Below are 21,744 nucleotides of genomic sequence, written 5' to 3'. Positions count from 1 at the left end.
CGGCGGGGGGATTTCCGCGTGCCAGGTGGTCGAGGGTCTTATCGGCGCAGGCCCGACAGGAGGGCGTCGACCCGGCCGAGGGCCTCGAGGCCGTCACCGCTGGCCGCCACGAAGCCGTCCGGACGCAGCAGGACGAAGCCGGTCCGGGCCCGGGAGGCGGTGTGGTCGTGGCGGACCAGGGGGGCGTGGCGGTCGGATAGCTCCCGGGCACCGCGCCGTACCTCGGAGGCCGCGGCGCCGAGCGTCAGCAGCCGGAACTGCGGGGCACCCGTGAGCGGACCGGGCAGCCACGCCGGGCCGCGGGTGCCGGGGGCGGGCAGCAGCCGGGCGCGCAGGGACGTCGCCGCGGGGCGGGTGCCGCCCGCCTCCGCTGCCGTTGCCGGGAGCAGCGGGGTGGTGTAGCGCATCCGGCGCCCCGCGAGCAGCGGTGTGAACCAGCGCCGGAGCACACCGCCGGCCTCCAGCAGCCGCCAGCCGGCGTTGCGCAGACGGGCGCCGACCGGTCCGAGCAGGAACATGCGGGCCGCCCTGCGGGTGTTGCCGACGACCTGCTCGGCGGCCTGACGCCGCTCGGTCCCGTACGTGTCGAGGACGACCGCGGACAGCCGGCCGCCGATGACCCCGCCGAGCTTCCAGGCGAGGTTGTGGACATCCTGCAGGCCGAGGTTGAGGCCCTGGCCGCCGATCGGGGAGTGGGTGTGCGCCGCGTCGCCGACGAGGAAGCAGCGGCCGATGCGGAAGCGCTCGGCGACGCGTTCCTGACTGGCGAAGGTGGTGACGGCCCCGAGGCGGCCGATGCGCAGCCCGCCCGGGCCGCGCTCGTCGAGGAGCCGCTGGACGGTCCGCTCGGTCAGGGGGGTGTCCTCGTCGACGGGGGCGCCGATCCGGACAGTGCCGCCGCGCAGCGGGGCGAAGACCATGGAGCCGGTGCTGCGCAGGAAGTAGTGGACCACTCCGCGCTCGTACGAACCCTCGATCTCCCCTTCGGTGACGAGGTAACGCCCGGGCACGGAGCCGCCGTTGAAGGTGACGCCGAGCAGGTCGCGCACGGTGCTGCGCACTCCGTCCGCGCCGACCAGCCAGTCCGCGGTGACGTGGAAGGGCACGCCGTCGGGGCCCTCGGCGTCGACGGTGACCCCGTCGTCCGCGGGGTGGACGCCGGTGACCCGGGTGGACCACTCGACACGGCCGCCCAGCTCGTGCAGGCGTTCCTCCAGGAGCCGGGCGGTCTCCTCCTGCGGCAGCAGCAGGGCGGCGTTCGCATCGCCGAGCGCACTGCGCAGTCGGGTGCCGCCGGTGAGGTGGTAGGTCAGGGCACTCACCGGCAGTCCGCGCTCGCTTGCCAGGTCCCGGACACCGAGGCTCGCGAAGACCTCCAGGGCCGGCGGCCACAGCAGCACGGCCCGCGAGCCGCCGGCCCGCCGCTCGGCGGCGTCCAGCACCCGTACGGGCACGTCCTGTTGAAGCAGCGCACAGGCCAGCGCGAGCCCGCAGGGCCCGGCGCCGACGATGACGACAGGGGTGACTGGTTCGCCTGTCTTTTCGCCCGTCTTTTCGCCTGTCACTTCGTCGGTCATGCGGAACGCTCCTCGGCCAGAGGGAGCACCGCGGTGAGCCACTCCCGGATGCGCCGGGCCGTGGTGTGCGCGTGCTCCTCGATCACGGTGTAGTGGTCACCCGGTACGTCGGTGAGGTCGTGCGGCAGCGGCCAGGCCTCGGCTCCCGCGACGGTTTCGGGCCAGCCCTCGGTCCGGCGGGCCGGGCGCAGCACCAGCGTGCGGGCGCGGACGGGGGCGGGCCGCCAGTCCGCGAGGAGCCGCAGATACGCCCCCATGGCGGTCAGCCGGGTGTCGTCCAGGGGCAGCAGTTCGCCCATGTGCTCCGGGAGGGCGCGCAGCAGCGCGGGCGCGAGCGTGGCGAGTGTGCCGTCGCCGAGGGTGTGCGTGTCGACTAGGACCACGGCTTCGGGCTGCTCTCCCAGGCTTTCGAGGCGGGCGGCCACGGCGTGGGCGAGAAGGCCGCCCGAGGAGTAGCCGACCAGCACGGACCGCTCCTCGGCCACGATTGCTCGTACGGCCTCGGCGGTGCTGTGGACCAGCGCGTCGAGACTCGCGGGGAGAGGCTCGCCGTCGAGGAAACCGGGCAGGGAGAGCACGGTGACGCTGTCGGCGCCGTCGGCGTGGGATGCGGCGAACCGGGCGTACTGGTGGGGGCCGGAGGTGGCCAGGACGGTCGGGAAGCAGATCAGTGCAAGGCCGCCGGAGCCACGCCTGAGCGAGGTGGCCGCGGCGGCGGCAGCCGGCCCGGGCCCTGCCTGCGGCCGCAACTGCGCGGCATCGGCCAGGAGATCCAGATAGCCGTGGGTCCGGCCACTGTCGGGCGCGGTCCGCAGCAGGGAGGTGAACAGGCTCTCGGGGGCCGGGGAGCCGGAGTCGGGCGCGTCGGACGCAGCCCCCGGAACCGTCAGAACTCCCGAACTCGCCGTCGCCACCTGCTCCGTGGAGTGTTGCGCCGCCTGCTCCGTGAGATGGCGGGCCAGCGCGTCCGGTGTGCGATGGGTCAGCAGGGCACCGGCCGTCAGGGGCAGGCCCGTGGCGCCCGCGACCCGGTTGCGCAGTTCCACCGTCGTCAGGGAGTCCATGCCGAGTTCCAGGAACGTGCGCTTAGGGTCGAGGGAGCCTGCGTCCCGGTGCCCGAGCACGGCGGCGGTCTCTGCCCGTACGACGTCGAGCAGCGCCCGACGGCGGTCGGCGGGGGCAAGCGCGGCGAGGTCGACGCCGGCCGTCGCGGTGCCCGGCGTCCTGGTCCGGCGCGCGGCGGCAACCTCCGGGATGTCCGAGATGAGCGGGCTGGTCCTGGTCGCGGCGAACCGCTCCAGGAACCGCTCCCAGCGCAGGTCGGCGACGAGCACCGCCGGTTCGCCGCGCTCCAGTGTCCGGTCGAGCGCGGCGAGCGCCGTCTCGGGCGCCATGGCCGGCAGCCCGCGTCCCACGAGCCGCTCCCTGCGTTCCGTCTCCAGCTGACGGGCCTCCGGCTCGGTGGTGTCGTTGGCCCAGGCGCCCCAGGCCACCGAGGTCGCGGGCAGCCCCTGGGCGCGGCGGTGTTCGGCGAGGGCGTCGAGATACGCGTTGGCGGCGGCGAACGCACCGAGGCCCACACCGCCACCGAGGACCGCGGTGAAGGAGGAGAACAGCACGAAGGCCGACAGCTCGCGGTCCGCGGTGAGTTCGTGCAGGTTGCGCGCAGCCAGGGCCTTCGCGGCCAGGACCCGGTCGAGCCACCCGGGCGTGAAGTCCGCGAGCGGTGCCTCCTCGAGGAGCTGCGCGGTGTGCACGACGGCCGTCAGCGGTGCTTCCGCCGGGACGTCCGCCAGCAGGGCGGCGAGCGCCTCCCGGTCGGCCGGGTCGCACTCGGCGATGGTGACGGAGGCACCCGACTCCTCGAGTTCCGCGAGGAGTTCACCGTGTCCGTCCGTAGTCCCCGGTGCCACGGTGAGCAGCAGGTGCCGTCGGCCGGTACGGGCCAGATGGCGCGCGACATGGGCCCCGTACTCGCCCGTGCCGTCCGTCACCAGGACGGTGCCGTGCGGCTCCGGCGCTGCGTCGGCGGTGTTCCCGAGGCCGGTGACCGGCAGCAACCGCCGGGCGAACAGCGCGGCGGGCCGCAGCGCGAGCTGGTCCTCCTCGCCCGCCTCGGCGATGACGCCGAGGACCCGGTCCCAGACCCGGTCGTCGACGTCCGCCGGCAGGTCGAGGAGCCCTGCCCAGCCGGCCGGGTACTCCAGCGCGGCAACCGCACCGAGCCCCCACACCTGGGCCTGCGCCGGGCTGTGTACCGGATCGGGGGCCGCGGTACCGACCGCTCCCCGGGTGACGGTCCACAGGCGCGCCCCGGCGCCGGCATCGGCGAGCGCCTGGAGCAGCAGCAGGGTTCCGGCGAGACCGCCCGTGGAGGCGGGCAGTGCGGGCGGCGGGGTCTCGTCCAGGGGCAGCAGGTTCAGTACGCCCGCGAGCCCGGCGCCGACGGTCTCCCGCAGCCGCGCGGTGAGCAGGTCGCGCCCGGCCGCCGCATCGACTGCGATGCGCAGCACCTCGGCACCGCGGCCGCGCAGAGCCTCCTCGGCGGCGTCGACCAGCGCATGCACATCGGGCGGGACACCGTCGGCGCCCGGGGCGGCCAGCAGCCAGGTGCCGGACAGGGCGGTGGCCGTGCGTTCGGGCACCGGGTGCCAGCCGATGCGGTAGCGCAACCGGTCGGCGCCGGCCGTCGGTTCCTGAAGAGCGCGGTCGGCCCGCGGCCAGTAGCGGGTGCGCTGGAAGGCGTACGTCGGCAGCGGCACCCGGCGCCCGCCCGCACCGGCGAACACCGCGTCCCAGTCGGGAGCGGCCCCCCGGGTCCACGCCTGTCCGAGCGAGAGCCGGAACCGGCGCAACCCGCCCTCGTCACGCCGCAGGGTGCCCACGACCGCCGCCTCCGCGCCCCGGTCGAGAGCGGTGTCCTCGATGCCGGGGGTGAGGACGGGATGGGCGCTGGACTCGACGAACAGGCCATATCCGTCGCCGAGCAGCGCCTCTACGGTGGTCCGGAAACGCACCGGGCGACGGCAGTTCTCGTACCAGTACCCGGCCGTCAACTCCTCGCCCCGGATCTGCTCCCCGGTGACGGTGGAGTAGACGGGGATACGGGACGGGCCCGGCCGCACGAACGCCAGCTGCTCCAGGATCCGCTCACGCAACGGCTCCACCTGCGCCGAGTGCGAGGCCACCGTCGACGGCACGACCCGCGCCCGCACCCCCTCACCCGTCAACTCCTCAATGAGGGACGCAAGTTCATCCACCGGCCCGGCCACCGTGACCGCACTCGGGCCATTGACACCCGCAAGCGTCAACCCGGCCGACAACCGCCCCCGCACCTCCTCCTCCGACAGGGCCACGGACGCCACCGCACCCCGCCCGACCAACTCCTCGGCGAACAACCGCGACCGCAACACGATCAACCGCGCCGCATCCGCCACCGACAACACACCCGCCACCACCGCGGCCGCCACCTCACCCTGGGAATGACCGACCACCGCATCCGGCTCCACCCCCGACGCCCGCCACAACTCCGCAAGCGACACATGCACCGCCCACAACACCGGCTGCACAACCTCGATCCGCCCCAACAACTCCGGATCCGACAACGCCTTCACCGGCGACCACCCCACATGCGCTTCGATCGCCCGCACACACTCCTCGAACCGCTCCCGGAACACCGCCGAGGAATCCAGCAGTTCCACCGCCATCCCCACCCACTGCGACCCCTGACCCGGAAACACGAACACCGTCCTGGTGTCCTCCAGAGCGGTGCCTTGCGTGAGGTCGGGGGCCGTGTCGTGGCGGCTCAACGCGCCCAGGGTGTCCAGGAGTTCGTCCCGGCCGGTGGCGACGGCCACCGCCCGGCGGTCGAGAGCGGCGCGGGTGCGGGCCAGCGAGTGCGCGACGTCCCCGGGGGCCAACTCCGGCCGGGCGAGCAGGTGTTCACGCAGCCGCGCCGCCTGCGCCCGCAGCGCCGCCGGAGACTTCGCCGACAGGACGAAGGGCAGCGGTGTCGGAGCATGCTGCGGGGGCGCGGAAACGTCGGCCGGCGCCGGCGGTTCCTCGATGACCACGTGGGCGTTGGTGCCGCTCACGCCGAACGCGGAGACGCCGGCCCGGCGCGGACGCCCCTGACGACGCGGCCAGTCCACCGGCTCGGTCAGCAGCTCCACACCGCCCTCGGACCAGTCGACGTACCGCGAAGGCTCGTCGACATTGAGCGTGCGCGGCAGCACCTCGTGCCGCAACGCCTGCACCATCTTGATCAGGCCGAGGGCGCCGGCCGCGGTGCCGGTGTGCCCGACATTGGACTTCACCGAGCCGAGCCACAGCGGGCGCCCGTCCTCGGGGCGGTCCTGGCCGTACGTGGCCAGCAGCGCGCCCGCCTCGATCGGATCACCCAGCCGCGTGCCGGTGCCGTGCGCCTCCACCACGTCGACATCGGAGGGCCGCAGCCCGGCTCGGCGCAGCGCGGCCTGGATCACCCGCTGCTGGGACGGACCGTTGGGCGCGGACAGACCGTTGCTCGCACCGTCCTGGTTCACCGCCGAGCCCCGGATCACCGCCAGCACCTCGTGCCCGTTGCGCCGCGCGTCCGACAACCGCTCCAGTACGACGACTCCGGCTCCCTCCCCCCAGGCCGTACCGTCCGCGGCCTGCGCGAACGCCTTGACGCGGCCATCGGGGGCGAGGCCGCGCTGGCGGCTAAAGTCGGCGAAGATCGTGGGGGTGCTCAGTACGGTGGCGCCGCCGGCGAGCGCGAGCGTGCACTCCCCCTGGCGCAGCGCCTGACTCGCCAGATGGACCGCCACCAGAGAGGACGAGCAGGCCGTGTCCACCGTGACCGCCGGACCCTCCAGACCCAGCGTGTAGGCGACCCGGCCGGAGACGACGCTGCCCGCGACGCCCGTCATCCGGTGTCCCTCGATGTCCTCGGAGGTGGCGCCCAGCAGCAGTTCGTACTCGGCCGAGCTCCAGCCCGTGTACACACCGGTGGGGCTGCCGCCGAGCCCGGTGGGATCGATTCCGGCGGACTCCAGCGCCTCCCAGGACAGCTCGAGCAGCAGCCGCTGCTGCGGGTCCATCGCCAGTGCCTCCCGCGGCGAGATCCCGAAGAAGTCCGCGTCGAACTCCGCCACGTCGTGGAGGAACGCGGCACGCCGCACATAGGAGGTGCCCGGCCGGTCCGGGTCCGGGTCGTAGAGCGCGTCCAGGTCCCAGCCGCGGTCGGCGGGGAAACCCGAGCCGAGGTCCCCGCCCTCGGTCACGAGGCGCCACAGGTCGTCCGGTGAGCGCACGCCTTCCGGCAGCCGGCAGCTCATCCCCACGACTGCGATCGGCTCGTGCCGGCCCTCCTCCAGATCCCGGACGCGCTGCCGGGACTCGTGCAGCTCGGCCGTGACGCGCCTGAGGTAGGTCCTGAGTTTGTTCTCGTCAGGCGTGGCGGGCGTGGTGGATATCGCTGACATGGCAGAGATCACTGTCCTCGCTGCTCGGTGCTCAGGCCGCGCTTTGTCAGCGGGCGCCCAGCTCGTTGTCGATGAAGTCGAAGAGGTCGTCGTCGTGCACGTCGGCGAGCGGTTCGCCGGCCGGCTCCGGCTGCTCCGCCGGGCCTGCGGGCGCGGGTGCCGCGTCCGTGTCGGAGACGAGCCGTTCGCCCAGGTACGCGGCCACCGCGGCGATGCTCGGGTGGTCGAAGACCAGCGTGGCGGGCAGCTTGAGCCCGGTGAGCGTGCCGAGCCGGTTGCGGAGTTTGACGGCGGCGATCGAGTCGAAGCCGAGGTCCTTCAGGGAACGCTGGACGGACACCGCCCCGACACCGCCATGTCCGAGCACGGCGGCGGCCTCGGACCGTACGAGCCCGATGAGCCGCCGCTCCCGGGCCTCGGGCGGCAACCCGGCAAGCACCTCGGCGAGCGCCGGTTCCTCTGTACCGGCCGTGTCGTGCGGCTTCGCCGCGTCGTCGCTCACGACGCGCGTGGCACCGGCGGACTCGGCCCAGTAGCGGGTGCGCTGGAAGGCGTACGTCGGCAGCGGCACCCGGCGCCCGCCCGCACCGGCGAACACCGCGTCCCAGTCGGCCCGCAGCCCGTGCGCCCAGGCCTCGCCGAGCGCGGTGTACCAGCGGGCCGGCCCGCCCTCGTCACGCCGGAGCGTGCCCAGCGCCAGCACATCCGCACCCGCATGCCCGGCGGTGTCCTCGACCCCGAACGTCAGCACCGGATGCGCACTGACCTCCACAAACGACCGATGCCCCGCACCGAGCAGCGCCTCCACCGCCGTACGAAAACGCACCGGGCGACGGCAGTTCTCGTACCAGTACCCGGCCGTCAACTCCTCACCGTCGACGATCCCACCGGTGACGGTGGAGTAGACGGGGATGCGGGACGGGCCCGGCCGCACGAACGCCAGCTGCTCCAGGATCCGCTCACGCAACGGCTCCACCTGCGCCGAGTGCGAGGCCACCGTCGACGGCACGACCCGCGCCCGCACCCCCTCACCCGTCAACTCCTCAATGAGGGACGCAAGTTCATCCACCGGCCCGGCCACCGTGACCGCACTCGGGCCATTGACACCCGCAAGCGTCAACCCGGCCGACAACCGCCCCCGCACCTCCTCCTCCGACAGGGCCACGGACGCCACCGCACCCCGCCCCACCAACTCCTCGGCGAACAACCGCGACCGCAACACGATCAACCGCGCCGCATCCGCCACCGACAACACACCCGCCACCACCGCGGCCGCCACCTCACCCTGGGAATGACCGACCACCGCATCCGGCTCCACCCCCGACGCCCGCCACAACTCCGCAAGCGACACATGCACCGCCCACAACACCGGCTGCACAACCTCGATCCGCCCCAACAACTCCGGATCCGACAACGCCTTCACCGGCGACCACCCCACATGCGGCTCGATCGCCCGCACACACTCCTCGAACCGCTCCCGGAACACCGCCGAGGAATCCAGCAGTTCCACCGCCATCCCCACCCACTGCGACCCCTGACCCGGAAACACGAACACCGTCCTGCCCCGGTCCCGCAGGCTTCCGGTCGCCGTTCCGTCCGGTGCCTCGCCGTGTGCCAGGGCTTCGAGGTGCTCGGTGAGGCGGGCATGGTCCGCCGCGACGACGACCGCACGTTCGTCGAGGGCAGCGCGGGTGCGGGCCAGCGAGTGCGCGACGTCCGCGGGGGCCGACTCCGGCCGGGCGAGCAGGTGTTCACGCAGCCGGGCCGCCTGCGCCCGCAGCGCCGCCGGGGACTTCGCCGACAGGACGAAGGGCAGCGGGCCGCCGACCCGGGCAGGTCCGGGAGGCGCCTCGGTGTCCGGGGCCTCCTCCAGGACGGCGTGGGCGTTGGTGCCGCTGATACCGAACGCGGAGACTCCGGCCCGGCGCGGACGCCCCTGACGACGCGGCCAGTCCACCGGCTCGGTCAGCAGCTCCACACCGCCCTCGGACCAGTCGACGTACCGCGAAGGCTCGTCCACGTTGAGGGTCCGCGGCAGCACCTCGTGCCGCAACGCCTGCACCATCTTGATCAGGGCGCCGACGCCCGCGGCGGCCTGGGTGTGGCCGATGTTGGTCTTGAGCGAGCCGAGCCACAGCGGGCGCCCGTCCTCGGGGCGATCCTGGCCGTATGTGGCCAGGAGGGCCTGGGCCTCGATGGGGTCGCCGAGGGGGGTGCCGGTGCCGTGCGCCTCCACGGCGTCGACGTCCGCGGGCCGCAGCCCGGCGCGGTGCAGCGCGGTCTGGATCACCCGTTGCTGGGAGGGGCCGTTGGGCGCGGAGAGGCCGTTGCTGGCACCGTCCTGGTTCACCGCCGAGCCGCGGATCACCGCCAGCACCTCGTGCCCGTTGCGCCGCGCGTCCGACAACCGCTCCAGTACGACGACTCCGGCTCCCTCCCCCCAGGCCGTACCGTCCGCGGCCTGCGCGAACGCCTTGATACGGCCGTCTGCGGAGACCGCCCGCTGTTTGCTCGACTCGACGAACGCGAACGGCGAGGCGAGCACCGCTGCGCCGCCCGCGAGGGCGAGCGTGCAGTCGCCCTGGCGCAGCGCCTGACTCGCCAGGTGGACCGCCACCAGAGAGGACGAGCAGGCCGTGTCCACCGTGACCGCCGGACCCTCCAGACCCAGCGTGTAGGCGACCCGGCCGGAGGCGACGCTGCCGTGCATGCCCGTGGTCAGATAGCCCTCCAACTCCTCGGGGACGAGGGCCAGTCGGCTGGTGTAGTCGTGGTACATCAGGCCGGTGAAGACACCGGTCGGGCTGCCCGCGAGAGCGGTGGGGGCGATCCCGGCGGACTCCAGCGCCTCCCAGGACAGCTCGAGCAGCAGCCGCTGCTGCGGGTCCATCGCCAGCGCCTCCCGCGGCGAGATCCCGAAGAAGTCCGCGTCGAACTCCGCCACGTCGTGGAGGAACGCGCCGCGGGCGACGTGCGAGGTCCTGGGGTGGTCGGGGTCGGGGTCGTGGAGCGCGGCCAGGTCCCAGCCGCGGTCGGCCGGGAAGGCGGAGCCCACCTCCTCGCCCGCCGCCACCAGCCGCCACAGGTCCTCGGGGGAACGCACGTCTCCCGGGTAGCGGCAGCTCATGCCCACCACCGCGATCGGCTCGTGGGCGGCGGCGGCCAGGCGCTGGTTGTCCTGCCGGAGCCGGGACACCTCCTTGAGGGCGTCCCGCAGGGCCTCGACCACCGTTTCGGACGTTGCTTTCGCCATGCTCGTTCCCTCCGGGGGCGGCCGGCCGGGCTCGGGTCCCGGCCGGCCGTCGGTCAGATCTGGATGCCCTCGCGGGCGAGGCGTACGAGTTCGTCGACGTCCATGCCGTCGATCTCCTCGTCGGCCGCTGCCGGGGCGGCGGGGACCTCGGGGGCGGTCGCAGCGGCTGGCTGCTCCCCCGCGGCGGCCGCCGGCTCGTCCGGCAGCAGCCGGGAGAGCACGAACTCGGCGAGGGCCTGGGGGGTCGGGTGGTCGAAGACCGCGGTCGCGGGCAGCCGCAGGCCGGTGGCCCGATTGAGCCGGTTGCGCAGTTCGACGCCGGTCAGCGAGTCGAAACCGAGGTCCTTGAACCCCTTGCGTACGTCGACGGCTTCGGGCCCGGGGTAGTCGAGCGCCGAAGCGGCCTGGGCCCGGACCAGGTCCAGCACCGCCTTGTGCCGGTCGGCCGGGGCCAGCGCGGCGATCCGGTCCCTGAGTGATTCCGGTTGACTCGCGGTCGGTGCGGCCGCGGCACGGCGAGGCAGCGCCGTGCGGACCAACCCCCGCAGCAGTGCGGGGAGTTCGCCGGTGCGGGATCGGAGCACGGTGGCGTCGAGGTCGACCGGGACGAGGTGTGCGGCGCCCGACTCCAGTGCGGCGTCGAGGAGTTCGAGGCCGCGCTCGGCGCTGAGTGCGCTCATGCCGCTCTGCCTGCGCAGCCGGTCACGGTCGCCGTCGGAGAGGTGGGCCTCCATGCCGCCCTCGGCCCACAGGCCCCAGGCGAGGGAGGTGCCGCTGAGCCCGGCCGCGACGCGGTGCCGTGCCAGCTCGTCCAGCACGGCGTTGGCGGCAGCGTAGTTGGCCTGTCCCGCGCCGCCCAGGACGCCCTGCACGGAGGAGAACGTCACGAAGGCGGCGAGGCCGAGGTCACGGGTGAGGTCGTGCAGGTGCCAAGCGGCGACGGCCTTGGGCCGCAGCACGGCGGCGAGCCGCTCGGGGTTCTGGGCCGCGATCACCCCGTCGTCGAGGACACCGGCGACATGCACCACCGCGGTCAGCGGATGTCCGGGATCCACTGCGGCAAGCAGTCCGGCGAGCGCCTCCCGGTCGGCCGCGTCGCAGGCGACGATCCGTACGTCGGCGCCCAGGCCACCCAGTTCCCCGGCGAGTTGGGCCGCTCCAGGGGCGTCGGGGCCCTTGCGTCCGGCCAGGATCAGCCGCCGTACACCGTGCCGGGTGACGAGATGCCGGGCCGTGAGGGCGCCCAGGGCGCCGGTGCCGCCCGTGATCAGGACGGTCCCGTCCGCACTCCAGGGGGTGGGGGCCGGCCGACTCGGCGCCGCCTGCCTGGCGAGCCGCGGCACGAGCAACTGCCCTCCACGCAGGGCGAGTTGAGGTTCTCCGGTGGCGAGCGCCGCCGCGACGGAACGGGGGTCTGCGCCCTGGTCGTCGAGGTCGAGCAGGACGAACCGGTCGGGGTTCTCGGTCTGCGCGGTGCGGATCAGGCCCCAGGCCGCGGCGTGCGGCAGGTCGGAGACCTCGTCTCCGGGGGCGGCGGCCACCGCCCCGCGGGTGACCAGGGCGAGCCGGGTCCCGTCGAGACGCTCGTCCGGCGGCCAGGCCTGGGCCAGGGTGAGGGCGTGTTCCGCCGCGCTCTGCATCCCCTCGGCGGGGTCGGTGCCGAGCGGGGCCAGCGGGGCCAGGACAACATCCGGCACGGGCCCGCCCGCGTCGAGGTGCGCGGTGAGGGCATCGAGGTCGGGATAGGTGTCGGCACCGTTGGCCAAGGGGTCGGCCGGGGAGGCGTGGAGGGTGAGCACGGGCGGACGTTCCTGCCCACTCGCCGACGGACCGCCGACAGAGCCGGAACCCGTGTGTCCGCCCGGCGCCGCGACCGGCCGCCACTCCAGCGTGTACAGCGCGCCGCGCTCCGTGCCCCGGGCCGCGGCCAGCTGCCCGGCCGCCACCGGCCTGCGTACCAGCGAGTCGACCGAGGCCAGCGGATGCCCCTCGGCGTCCGTCAGGTGCAGGGCGACGGCGTCGCGCCCCGCGGGCACCACGCGGACCCGCGCGTCGGCAGCACCCGAGGCCCACAGCCGTACGCCCTGCCAGGCGAAGGGCAGCCGGGTCTCGCGGGGCCCGCTCTCGCCGCGTCCGGCCAGGTCGATGGCGTGCAGCGCGGCGTCCATCAGCGCCGGGTGCAGGCCGAACTCCCCTGCCTCCGGGCGCCGTTCGTCGTCGAGCGACACCTCGGCGAGGATCTCGTCGCCGTGCTTCCAGGCCGCCCTCAGGCCCTGGAACGCGGGGCCGTAGTCGTAGCCGGCCCGCGCAAGTTCCTCGTACCAGCCGGTGAGGTCGAGGGGCTGGGCGCCGGGTGGGGGCCAGGCGGCGGGCGGGGTGTCGGTCGCCGGCAGGCCGGTGTCGTCGGGGGCGAGAAGCGCTTCGGCGTGCCGGGTCCACGACGAGTCGTCCGGGGCGGTCTCGTCCTGCGAGTGGACGGACAGCCGACGCGATCCGCCGGCGTCGGCGGCGCCCACCGTGACCTGCAGCCTGCGGCCCCCGGTGGCGGGCAGCACCAGCGGCGCTTCGAGAGTGAGTTCCTCGATCACCCCCAGACCGTGGCGGCGGCCGGCCGCGAGGAGGCTCTCCACGACGGCCGTGCCGGGCAGCAGCACCGTGCCGAGCGCGGCGTGGTCGGCGAGCCAGGGGTGTGTGCCGAGCGCGAGCCGCCCGCTGAGGACGGCCTCGTCGCCGCCCGCCAGGCCGACCGCGGTGGCGAGGAAGGGGTGTTCGGCAGCCGCCAGTCCCAGCGCGGCCACGGCGTCCGCCCGGTCCGGTTCGCGGCGCACCGGTTCCTGCACCCAGTACCTGGTGCGCTGGAAGGCGTACGTCGGCAGGTCGGCGGCCGGCCCGGAACCGATCCCGTGGACCGTCTCCCAGTCGACCTGAAGCCCCCGGGCCCAGGCCTCGCCGAGCGCGGTGTACCAGCGGGCCGGCCCGCCCTCGTCACGCCGGAGCGTGCCCAGCACCAGCACATCCGCACCCACATGCCCGGCAGTGTCCTCGACCCCGAACGTCAGCACCGGATGCGCACTGACCTCCACAAACGACCGATGCCCCGCACCGAGCAGCGCCTCCACCGCCGTACGAAAACGCACCGGGCGACGGCAGTTCTCGTACCAGTACCCGGCCGTCAACTCCTCACCGTCGACGATCCCACCGGTGACAGTCGAGTAGACGGGAATGCGGGACGGGCCCGGCCGCACGAACGCCAGCTGCTCCAGGATCCGCTCACGCAACGGCTCCACCTGCGCCGAGTGCGAGGCCACCGTCGACGGCACGACCCGCGCCCGCACCCCGGCCCCGACGAGCGCGTTCACCAGGCCTTCCAGCTCCTCGCGCGGGCCGGCCACGGTCACCTGGCCCGGACCGTTCTCACCAGCGAGGGTGAGCCTTCCTTCATGCCCGCGCAGCCAGGCCGCCGTCTGCTCCTCGGACAGGGCGACGGAGGCGACAGCCCCGCGCCCGACCAACTCCTCGGCGAACAACCGCGACCGCAACACGATCAACCGCGCCGCATCCGCCACCGACAACACACCCGCCACCACCGCAGCCGCCACCTCACCCTGGGAATGACCGACCACCGCATCCGGCTCCACCCCCGACGCCCGCCACAACTCCGCAAGCGACACATGCACCGCCCACAACACCGGCTGGACAACCTCGATCCGCCCCAACAACTCCGGATCCGACAACGCCTTCACCGGCGACCACCCCACATGCGGCTCGATCGCCCGCACACACTCCTCGAACCGCTCCCGGAACACCGCCGAGGAATCCAGCAGTTCCACCGCCATCCCCACCCACTGCGACCCCTGCCCCGGAAACACGAACACCGTCTTTCCGGTGCGTTCGGCGACGCCGCGGACGACCTGGGGCGCCTCGTCGTCGGCGGCGATCCGGTCGAGTCCCGCGAGCAGGTCCTCGTGCCCGCTGCCGACCACGAGGGCGCGGTGCGGGAACGCCATACGGGTGGCGGTCAGCGCGACGGCGACCGCGGCCGGCTCGGGCGCGTCCTCGGCGGTGACCCGGTCGCGCAGCCTTGCGGCCTGGGCGCGCAGTGCCTCGGGGCTCTTCGCCGACAGGGCGAACGGCAGCGGGCCGGTGGCGGGCGCGGCCCGGACCGGTTCCTCCGGGTCGGGAGCCTCTTCGAGGATCACATGGGCGTTTGTGCCGCTGATGCCGAAGGAGGAGACGCCCGCGCGTCGCGTGCGGTCCTGACGGCGCGGCCAGTCGACCGGCTCGGTGAGGAGCTCCACCCCGCCCTGGGACCAGTCGATGTACGGGGACGGTTCCTCGGCATGCAGGGTCCTGGGGAGCACACCGTGGCGCAGTGCCAGGACCATCTTGATCACGCCGGCCACGCCCGCGGCGGCCTGGGTGTGGCCGATGTTGGACTTCACGGAGCCGAGCCGCAACGGCAGTCCGTCCTCGCCGCGCTCCCTGCCGTAGGTGGCCAGCAACGCGCCCGCCTCGATCGGATCACCCAGCCGGGTGCCGGTGCCGTGCGCCTCCACCGCGTCGACGTCGGAGGGGTTCAGGCCCGCCTCGGCGAGCGCCCGGCGGACGAGGCTCTGCTGGGCGGGGCCGCTGGGGGCGGTGAGTCCGTTGCTGGCGCCGTCCTGGTTGACGGCCGAGCCGCGGACCACGGCGAGCACCCGGTGCCCGTTGCGCCGCGCGTCCGAGAGCCGCTCCAGGACCAGGACGCCCGCGCCCTCCGACCAGCCGGTGCCGTTCGCCGAGGCGGAGAACGACTTGCAGCGCCCGTCGGGCGACAGAGCGCGCTGCCGGGTGAGGTCGACGAAGATGCCGGGGGTCGCCATCACCGTCACGCCGCCCGCGAGCGCCAGGCTGCTCTCGCCGCGGCGCAGCGACTGGCAGGCGAGGTGGAGGGCGACGAGCGAGGCGGAGCAGGCGGTGTCCACGGTCATTGCGGGGCCTTCGAGCCCCATGACGTAGGCGACGCGCCCGGAGGCGACGCTGGGCGTGCTGCCCGTCATCAGATAGCCCTCGGTGGACTCGGTACCCTCGTGCAGGCGCGGCCCGTAGTCCTGGAAGGTGGCGCCGAGGAAGACGCCGGTGCGGGTGCCGGCCAGACGCGTGGGGTCGATCCCGGCGCGCTCCACGGCCTCCCAGGCGGTCTCCAGGACGAGGCGCTGCTGGGGGTCCATGGCGGCCGCCTCGCGGGGCGAGATCCCGAAGAACGCGGCGTCGAAGCCGGTGACGTCGTGCAGGAAGCCGCCCTCGCGCACGTAGTGCTTGCCGCGTTCGGTGCCCTCGGGGTCGTACAGGCCCGCCAGGTCCCAGCCGCGGTCGTCGGGAAACGCACCGATCACGTCGCGGCCCTCGGCGAGGACGTCCCACAGGTCTTCCGGGGTCTCGATGCCGCCGGGGAAGCGGCAGCTCATCGCGACCACGGCGATGGGGTCGTCGTCGTTCTCGCCCCGAGCGGGCGGTGTCGGCGGGACGGGCAGGGCGTCGTCGCCCGCAAGGTGACGGGCGACGGCCTCGCCGGTGGGATGGTCGTAGACGAGCGTGGCGGGCAGCGGGCGTCCGACGGCCTCGGCGAGCCGCTCGCGCAGCTCGACGCCCATGAAGGAGTCGAACCCGAGGTCCTTGAAGGCACGTTCGAGGTCGATGGAGTCGGCGTCGCCGTGGCCCATCACCGCGGCCATCTCCGCGCGCACGAGCGCGGGGAGCTCCTCCGGGGCGGGGCCCGCCGTCACCACAGGGTCCCGGTCGTCCGGTACCGGCTCGGCTGCGGGTGCGGGTTCGTCCGTGCGCCGCACGGGCTGTCGTACGACCTCACGCAGCACGGCGGGTACCTGGGCGCCGCCACTGGTCCCGGGGCGCGCGGCGACGAGGAGTCCGTCGTCCCGGCCGCGGGCCGCGTCGAGCAGGGCGGGCACATCGGCGGCGGTCAGCGTGCCCAGGAATCCGCCGCCCCGTTCCCAGGAGACGAGGGTGACGGGCAGGCCCCGCGCGCGACGGGCGCGGGCGACCTCGTCGACGGCTCCGGGCACCCCGCCGGACAGGGCGTCCGGGACGACCAGCACGAAGTCGGACACCGCCGACTCGACGGCGAGTTCGTGGAGTTCGGCGGCGAGTTCGCCGCCGCCCACGAGCACCACCGCCGACAGGGGCCGTCCGGCGACCTGGGCCGTCATGTCGCCGGGTGTGGCGAGCAGCAGGTCGCGCAGCCCGTGCTCGGTGGCCAGGTGGTGGACTACGGCGGCGCCGAGCCCGGTGCCGGACGGGTCCGCGACCAGGACCGTGCCGCCGGTCTCCCAGGCCGGTGCCGGACCGGCGGACGGCCCGGCGGGAAGCAGCCGCGGCACCAGCGCCGCACCGGAACGGAGCGTGACCTCGGGCTCGTCCGCGGCCAGCGCGGCGGGCAGCAGGCGCAGGGACTCCGGCCCGCCGCCCAGGTGCAGCAGGGACGTCCGGTCGGGGTGCGCGCGGTGCAGGGCATGCGCCGGGTCGTCGTCGGCCGAGCCGGTGGCGCGGGTCAGCAGCACCAGGCGGCAGTCGGCGCGGCGCTCGTCGGCGAGCCAGTCGCGCAGCTCGGCCTCCGCCGGGGGCTCCGGCAGCAGGACCACTGCGGGTGCGGGCCCGTTCGCGGTCGCCCGGTGCAGGGAGACGAGGCTCGGATGGAGCTCGACTCCGCGCTCCCCGGTGGTCAGCGCGGCGGCCAGGCCGAGCCGGTCCGGTCCGGCGATCGCCCAGCGGCCGGCCGCGCCCGGCGCCGCGGTGAGCGGGATGTCCGCGAGGGTGAACAGCGCGGCCGCCGGCGGCGGGGGCTCGGCCGCCGCCAGCCAGTGCCGGGTGCGCTGGAAGGCGTACGTCGGCAGCGGGACGCGCTCCGTGGGCGAGGTGTCGAGGACGTGCCGCCAGTCGACGGCCGTGCCCCGGGCGTGCAGCGTGGCGAGGGCCTCCTCCAGCGCGGCCACCTCGGGGCGGGCGCGGCGCACGGCCGGCACGAAGACCGCCTCGCCCGCGGCCGCATCGAGGCAGTCCCGGCCCATGCCGGAGAGCACGGCGTCGGGGCCGATCTCCAGGAACCGGGTGACCCCGCGCGCGTGCAGGGCGCGCATCCCGTCGAGGAACCGGACGCCCTCGCGGGCGTGCCGCACCCAGTGCTCGGGGGAGGCGAGTTGCTCCGCCGTGGCTTCGGCGCCGGTCAGGTTGGAGACGACCGGGATCCTCGGCGGGTGGTAGGCGAGTGTGCCGACGACCTCGCGGAACTCGTCGAGCATGGAGTCCATGTGCGGCGAGTGGAAGGCGTGGCTGACCCGGAGCCGCTTGACCTTGCGGCCCTTGGCCCGCCACTGCTCGGCGAGGGCGACGACCGCGTCCTCGTCGCCGGCGAGCACGGTGGCGGCGGGGCCGTTCAGCGCGGCGATCCCGACCCGGCCCACCGACTCGAACTCCCGGAGGGAGGTGAGGAGTTCGTCCTCCGACGCCTGGACGGACACCATGGCTCCACCGGGCGGCAGCTGCTGCATGAGCCGGCCGCGCGCGGCGACCAGCGCGCAGGCGTCCGGCAGCGAGAGCACGCCGGCGGCGTGCGCGGCGGCGACCTCACCGACGGAGTGCCCGAGCAGCGCGTCCGGTACGACGCCCCAGTGCTCGACCAGCCGGAACAGCGCGGTCTCGAAGGCGAACAGGGCGGCCTGGGTGCAGCCGGTGTGGGACAGCAGCTCGGCCTGGGCCGCCTCGCCACCGGCCGTGTCGGTGAGGAGGAGGTCCCTGACGGAGCGGTCGAGGTGGGCGTCGAGGCCCGCGCAGACGGCGTCGAAGGCCTCGGCGAACACGGGATGGGCGGCGTACAGCTCCCGTCCCATGCCGGGGCGTTGACTGCCCTGCCCGGTGAACAGGAACGCGGTGCGCGCGCTCGCGGGCGCCCGGCCGCGCACCGCCCGCGGCACCGCGCCGCCCTCGGCCAGGCGCTGAAGGGTGTCGCCGAGCCCGTGCGCGTCCTGGCCGAGCAGCACGACACGGTGCTCGAAGTGGGTGCGGTCGGTGGCGAGGGAGCGCGCCACGGCCGCCGCGGGGAGTCCGGGGTGCCGGGCCAGATGCCCGGCGAGCGCGGCGGCCTGGTCGCGCAGCGCGGGCTCGGTGCGGGCCGAGAGGAGTACCGGGGGCAGGGTGCGGTCGGTCGGGTCGGGTCGGGCGGCGGGCGGTGCGGGCCAGTCCGTGAGGACGAGGTGGCAGTTGGTGCCGCCCATGCCGAAGGAGCTGACGCCTGCGACGAGCGGGCCCTCGCCCAGGGATCGCACCTCGGTGTTGACCTCCAGGCGGAGCTCGCCGAACGGGATGCCGGGGTGCGGGTCGCGGAAGTTGAGGCTGGGGACGAGGGTGCGCTCGCGCAGGCACAGCACCGCCTTGAGCAGGCCCGCGATGCCGGCCGCACCTTCCAGATGGCCGATGTTGGTCTTCACCGACCCGACGAGCAGCGGGTCCTCGGCCGCCCGGCCGGTGCCCAGGACCTCACCGAGCGCGGCGGCCTCCACCGGGTCGCCGACCGGCGTGCCGGTGCCGTGCAGCTCCACGAACCGCACGGACCCGGGCTCGACGCCCGCGTCCCGGTACGCCCGCCGGATCACCTCGGCCTGCCCCGCGCGGCTGGGCGCGGTCAGGTTTTCGCCGCCGCCGTCGTTGCCGAGGGCGCCGCCGAGCAGCACGGCCTGGACCGGGTCGCCGTCGGCGAGCGCGTCCCGCAGCGGCTTGAGTACGACGAAACCCCCGCCCTCGCCCCGTACGTACCCGTTGGCGCGGGCGTCGAAGGTGTAGGCGCGGCCCTCGGGCGAGAGCGCCCCGAACCGTCCCGCCACCTCGTGCCCTTCGGGCGTGAGGTTGAGGTTGACGCCACCGGCGAGGGCCACCGTGGACTCGCCGCGGCGCAGGCTCTCACAGGCCAGATGGACCGCCGCGAGCGCGGAGGACTGCGCGGTGTCGACGACGAGGCTCGGTCCGCGCAGCCCGAGCAGGTACGAGATCCGGTTGGCGATGATGCCGCGGGTGACGCCGGTGATGGTGGTGTGGGTGACGGCGTCGGGACCGGCGGCGTGGGTGAGCTTCGCGTAGTCGTCGGCCATGGCACCGATGAACAGGCCGGTCCGGCCGCCGTCGAGCACCGCGGGCGGCACGCCGGCGTTCTCCAGCGCCTCCCAGGCCAGTTCGAGGGCGAGTCGCTGCTGGGGATCGATGCCGGCGGCCTCCCGGGGCGAGATCCCGAAGAAGTCGGCGTCGAACAGGTCCACCCGCGGCAGATGGCCGGCCCGGGGACCGGGTCCGGCGCCCTGCTGCAGGCGGCCTTCCGGCGGCGGGGAGACGGCGTCCCCGCCGGTGCGCAACAGTTCCCAGAAGGCGTCCGGATCCGGGGCTCCGGGCAGCCGGCAGGCGATGCCGACCACGGCGACAGCGCCGTCCGGCACCGAACGTGCCTGCACAGGAGCGGAACCGGAATCGTGGGTCATCGTCTTCCTCTCGGGATCAGTCGTACGGGTAGAAGCCGCGGCCCGTCTTGCGGCCCAGCAGGCCGCCCTCCACCAGGCGGGACAGCATCGGCGGGCGGGCGTACGCCGGGTCCCTGAACTCCTCGTGCAACGCGTCGGCGATCGACGCGACGACATCGAGGCCGATCAGGTCCGCGACCTTCAGCGGGCCCATCGGATGGGAGCAGCCGAGCACCATGGCCCGGTCGACGGACTCGACGGTGGCGAACCCGGACTCGACCATGCGGATCGCCGACAACAGGTAGGGGATCAGCAGGGCGTTGACGACGAAGCCCGCGCGGTCGGCGGACGCGACGGTCTGCTTGCCGAGGACATCGGTGACGAACTCCCGTGCCCGCAGCTTGGTCTTGTGGTCCGTCACCAGCGACTCGACCAGCTCCACGAGCGGCAGCGCGGGCACCGGATTGAAGAAGTGGATGCCGATCACCCGGCCGGAGTGCCGGGTCGCCCGGGCCAGCTTCATGATCGGAATGGAGGACGTGTTGGAGGCGAGGATGGCGTCGGGGTCCTCGACGACCTTGTCGAGCCGAGCGAAGAGGGCGAGCTTGGCCGCCTCGTCCTCCCTGATGGCCTCGGTGACCAACTGCCGGTCGGCGAGGCTCTTCAGGTCCGCGGTGAACGAGATCCGCTCCAGCGCCGCCTTACGGTCGGTGTCGCCGATCCTGCCCCTGCCGACGGCCCGGTCCAGGGAGGCGGTGATCCGGCGCAGCCCCTTGGCGGCCGAGGACTCGCGCGACACCACGACCCGTACGTCGAGCCCGGCCACCGCGCAGACCTCGGCGATCCCCGCCCCCATCGCACCGCAGCCCACGACTCCGACGCGCTCGATGGCCGGCAGCACGGGCGGGGCGCCAAGACCGCGCGGCGCGGGCACCGCGGGGGCGCTCATGCCGGCACCTTCCAGCGCAGCAGCCCGGAGCCGAGAGCCATGCCACCGCCGAATCCGGAGAGCAACACGGTGTCGCCGTCGGCCAGTTCACCGGAGCGGGCCGCCTCGTCGAGGGTCACCGGCACCGAGGCGCTGCCGACGTTGCCGTACCTCTCCAGGGTGCGATGCACCCGCGCCCCGGCGAGCCCGGCGCGCTCGGCCAGCTCGCCGAGGAGGACACCGTTGGGCTGGTGCGGCACGAAGTGGTCGATGTCGCCGAGCCCGAACCCGGCCCGGGTGACGAGGCGCTCGAGAGCCGGCGGCACGTGTTCCATGACGAAGTCGCGTACGCCTCGGCCGTCCATGCGGAAGTAGTGGTCCCCGGCGTCGACGCTCTCGTGCGACGCGGGCTGCCTGCTGCCGCCGGCCTCCACCCGGATCAGCCGGGCGGCGTCACCGCGCCCGACCAGGTCGACGTCGAGGATCCCGTACGGCTCGGGCACACCGCCGACGACGGCGGCCCCGGCACCGTCCGCGAAGAGGACCGCCGTCCTGCGGTCGGTGAAGTCCAGGATCCGCGAGTAGACGTCGGCCGCCACCACCACGGCGATCGCGCCGGGGTGCAGGGCCAGCAGCCCCCGGACCAGCCCGAGCCCGTACACGAAACCGCTGCACACCACATTGACGTCGAGACAGGCCGCCCGGTGGGCCCCGAGCGCGCGCTGCACCAGGTGCGAGGTGGGCGGCTGCGGGTGGTCACCGGTCGAGGTCGACACGACCAGGTAGTCGACGCGCTCCGCCTCGATCCCGGCCTGCTCCAGGGCGTTCTCGACGGCCCGTACGGCGAGATCGGAGGTCGCCTCGTCCGGTGCAGCGAACCGGCGGGCCCGGATCTGCGTCTTGCGTTCGATCCACTCGGGGTCCACCCCGACGCGCTGCGCGATCTCCTCGTTGCCGATCTCCTCCTTGGGCAGATACGACCCGGTTCCCAGTATTCCTGTGGCCGTCTTCGGCACTCTGC

5 protein-coding genes and 1 pseudogene are annotated in these 21,744 nt (G+C 74.3%); all 6 read right to left on the bottom strand.

What is annotated here, in order from left to right; all coding sequences use genetic code 11:
* Positions 1 to 38: 38 nt before the first annotated feature.
* The 6 genes and pseudogenes from ACFY1L_RS32495 to ACFY1L_RS32470 all read right to left on the bottom strand — a co-directional run bounded on the left by ACFY1L_RS32495 (position 39) and on the right by ACFY1L_RS32470 (position 21,739).
* Complete coding sequence (locus ACFY1L_RS32495) at positions 39 to 1,577, bottom strand: FAD-dependent oxidoreductase (RefSeq protein WP_388831972.1); 1,539 nt, start codon at positions 1,575 to 1,577, stop codon at positions 39 to 41.
* Entirely contained in the window at positions 1,574 to 7,036 is a 5,463-nt protein-coding gene (locus ACFY1L_RS32490; RefSeq protein ID WP_388832742.1) for a beta-ketoacyl synthase N-terminal-like domain-containing protein, read from the bottom strand. The genes ACFY1L_RS32495 and ACFY1L_RS32490 overlap by 4 nt, the downstream gene beginning before the upstream one ends.
* A gap of 55 nt (positions 7,037 to 7,091) precedes the next feature.
* Positions 7,092 to 10,295 (bottom strand): annotated as a pseudogene (locus ACFY1L_RS32485) (type I polyketide synthase); the annotation flags it as partial.
* 56 nt (positions 10,296 to 10,351) lie between these two features.
* Positions 10,352 to 19,816: a type I polyketide synthase gene (locus ACFY1L_RS32480; RefSeq protein WP_388831970.1), complete on the bottom strand. Its 9,465-nt coding sequence runs from the start codon at positions 19,814 to 19,816 to the stop codon at positions 10,352 to 10,354.
* 16 nt (positions 19,817 to 19,832) lie between these two features.
* Positions 19,833 to 20,744, bottom strand: coding sequence for a 3-hydroxybutyryl-CoA dehydrogenase (locus tag ACFY1L_RS32475; protein WP_388831968.1), 912 nt, complete (start codon positions 20,742 to 20,744; stop codon positions 19,833 to 19,835).
* A complete protein-coding gene (locus ACFY1L_RS32470; RefSeq protein WP_388831966.1) occupies positions 20,741 to 21,739 on the bottom strand; it encodes a 3-oxoacyl-ACP synthase III family protein in 999 nt (332 codons plus the stop codon). The genes ACFY1L_RS32475 and ACFY1L_RS32470 overlap by 4 nt, the downstream gene beginning before the upstream one ends.
* Positions 21,740 to 21,744 lie beyond the last annotated feature (5 nt).

This window comes from Streptomyces sp. NPDC001663, from assembly GCF_042893105.1.
GTDB lineage: Bacteria > Actinomycetota > Actinomycetes > Streptomycetales > Streptomycetaceae > Streptomyces.
Note: the sequence above shows the minus strand (reverse complement) of the source record. Positions and strands in the feature narration are given on the sequence as shown.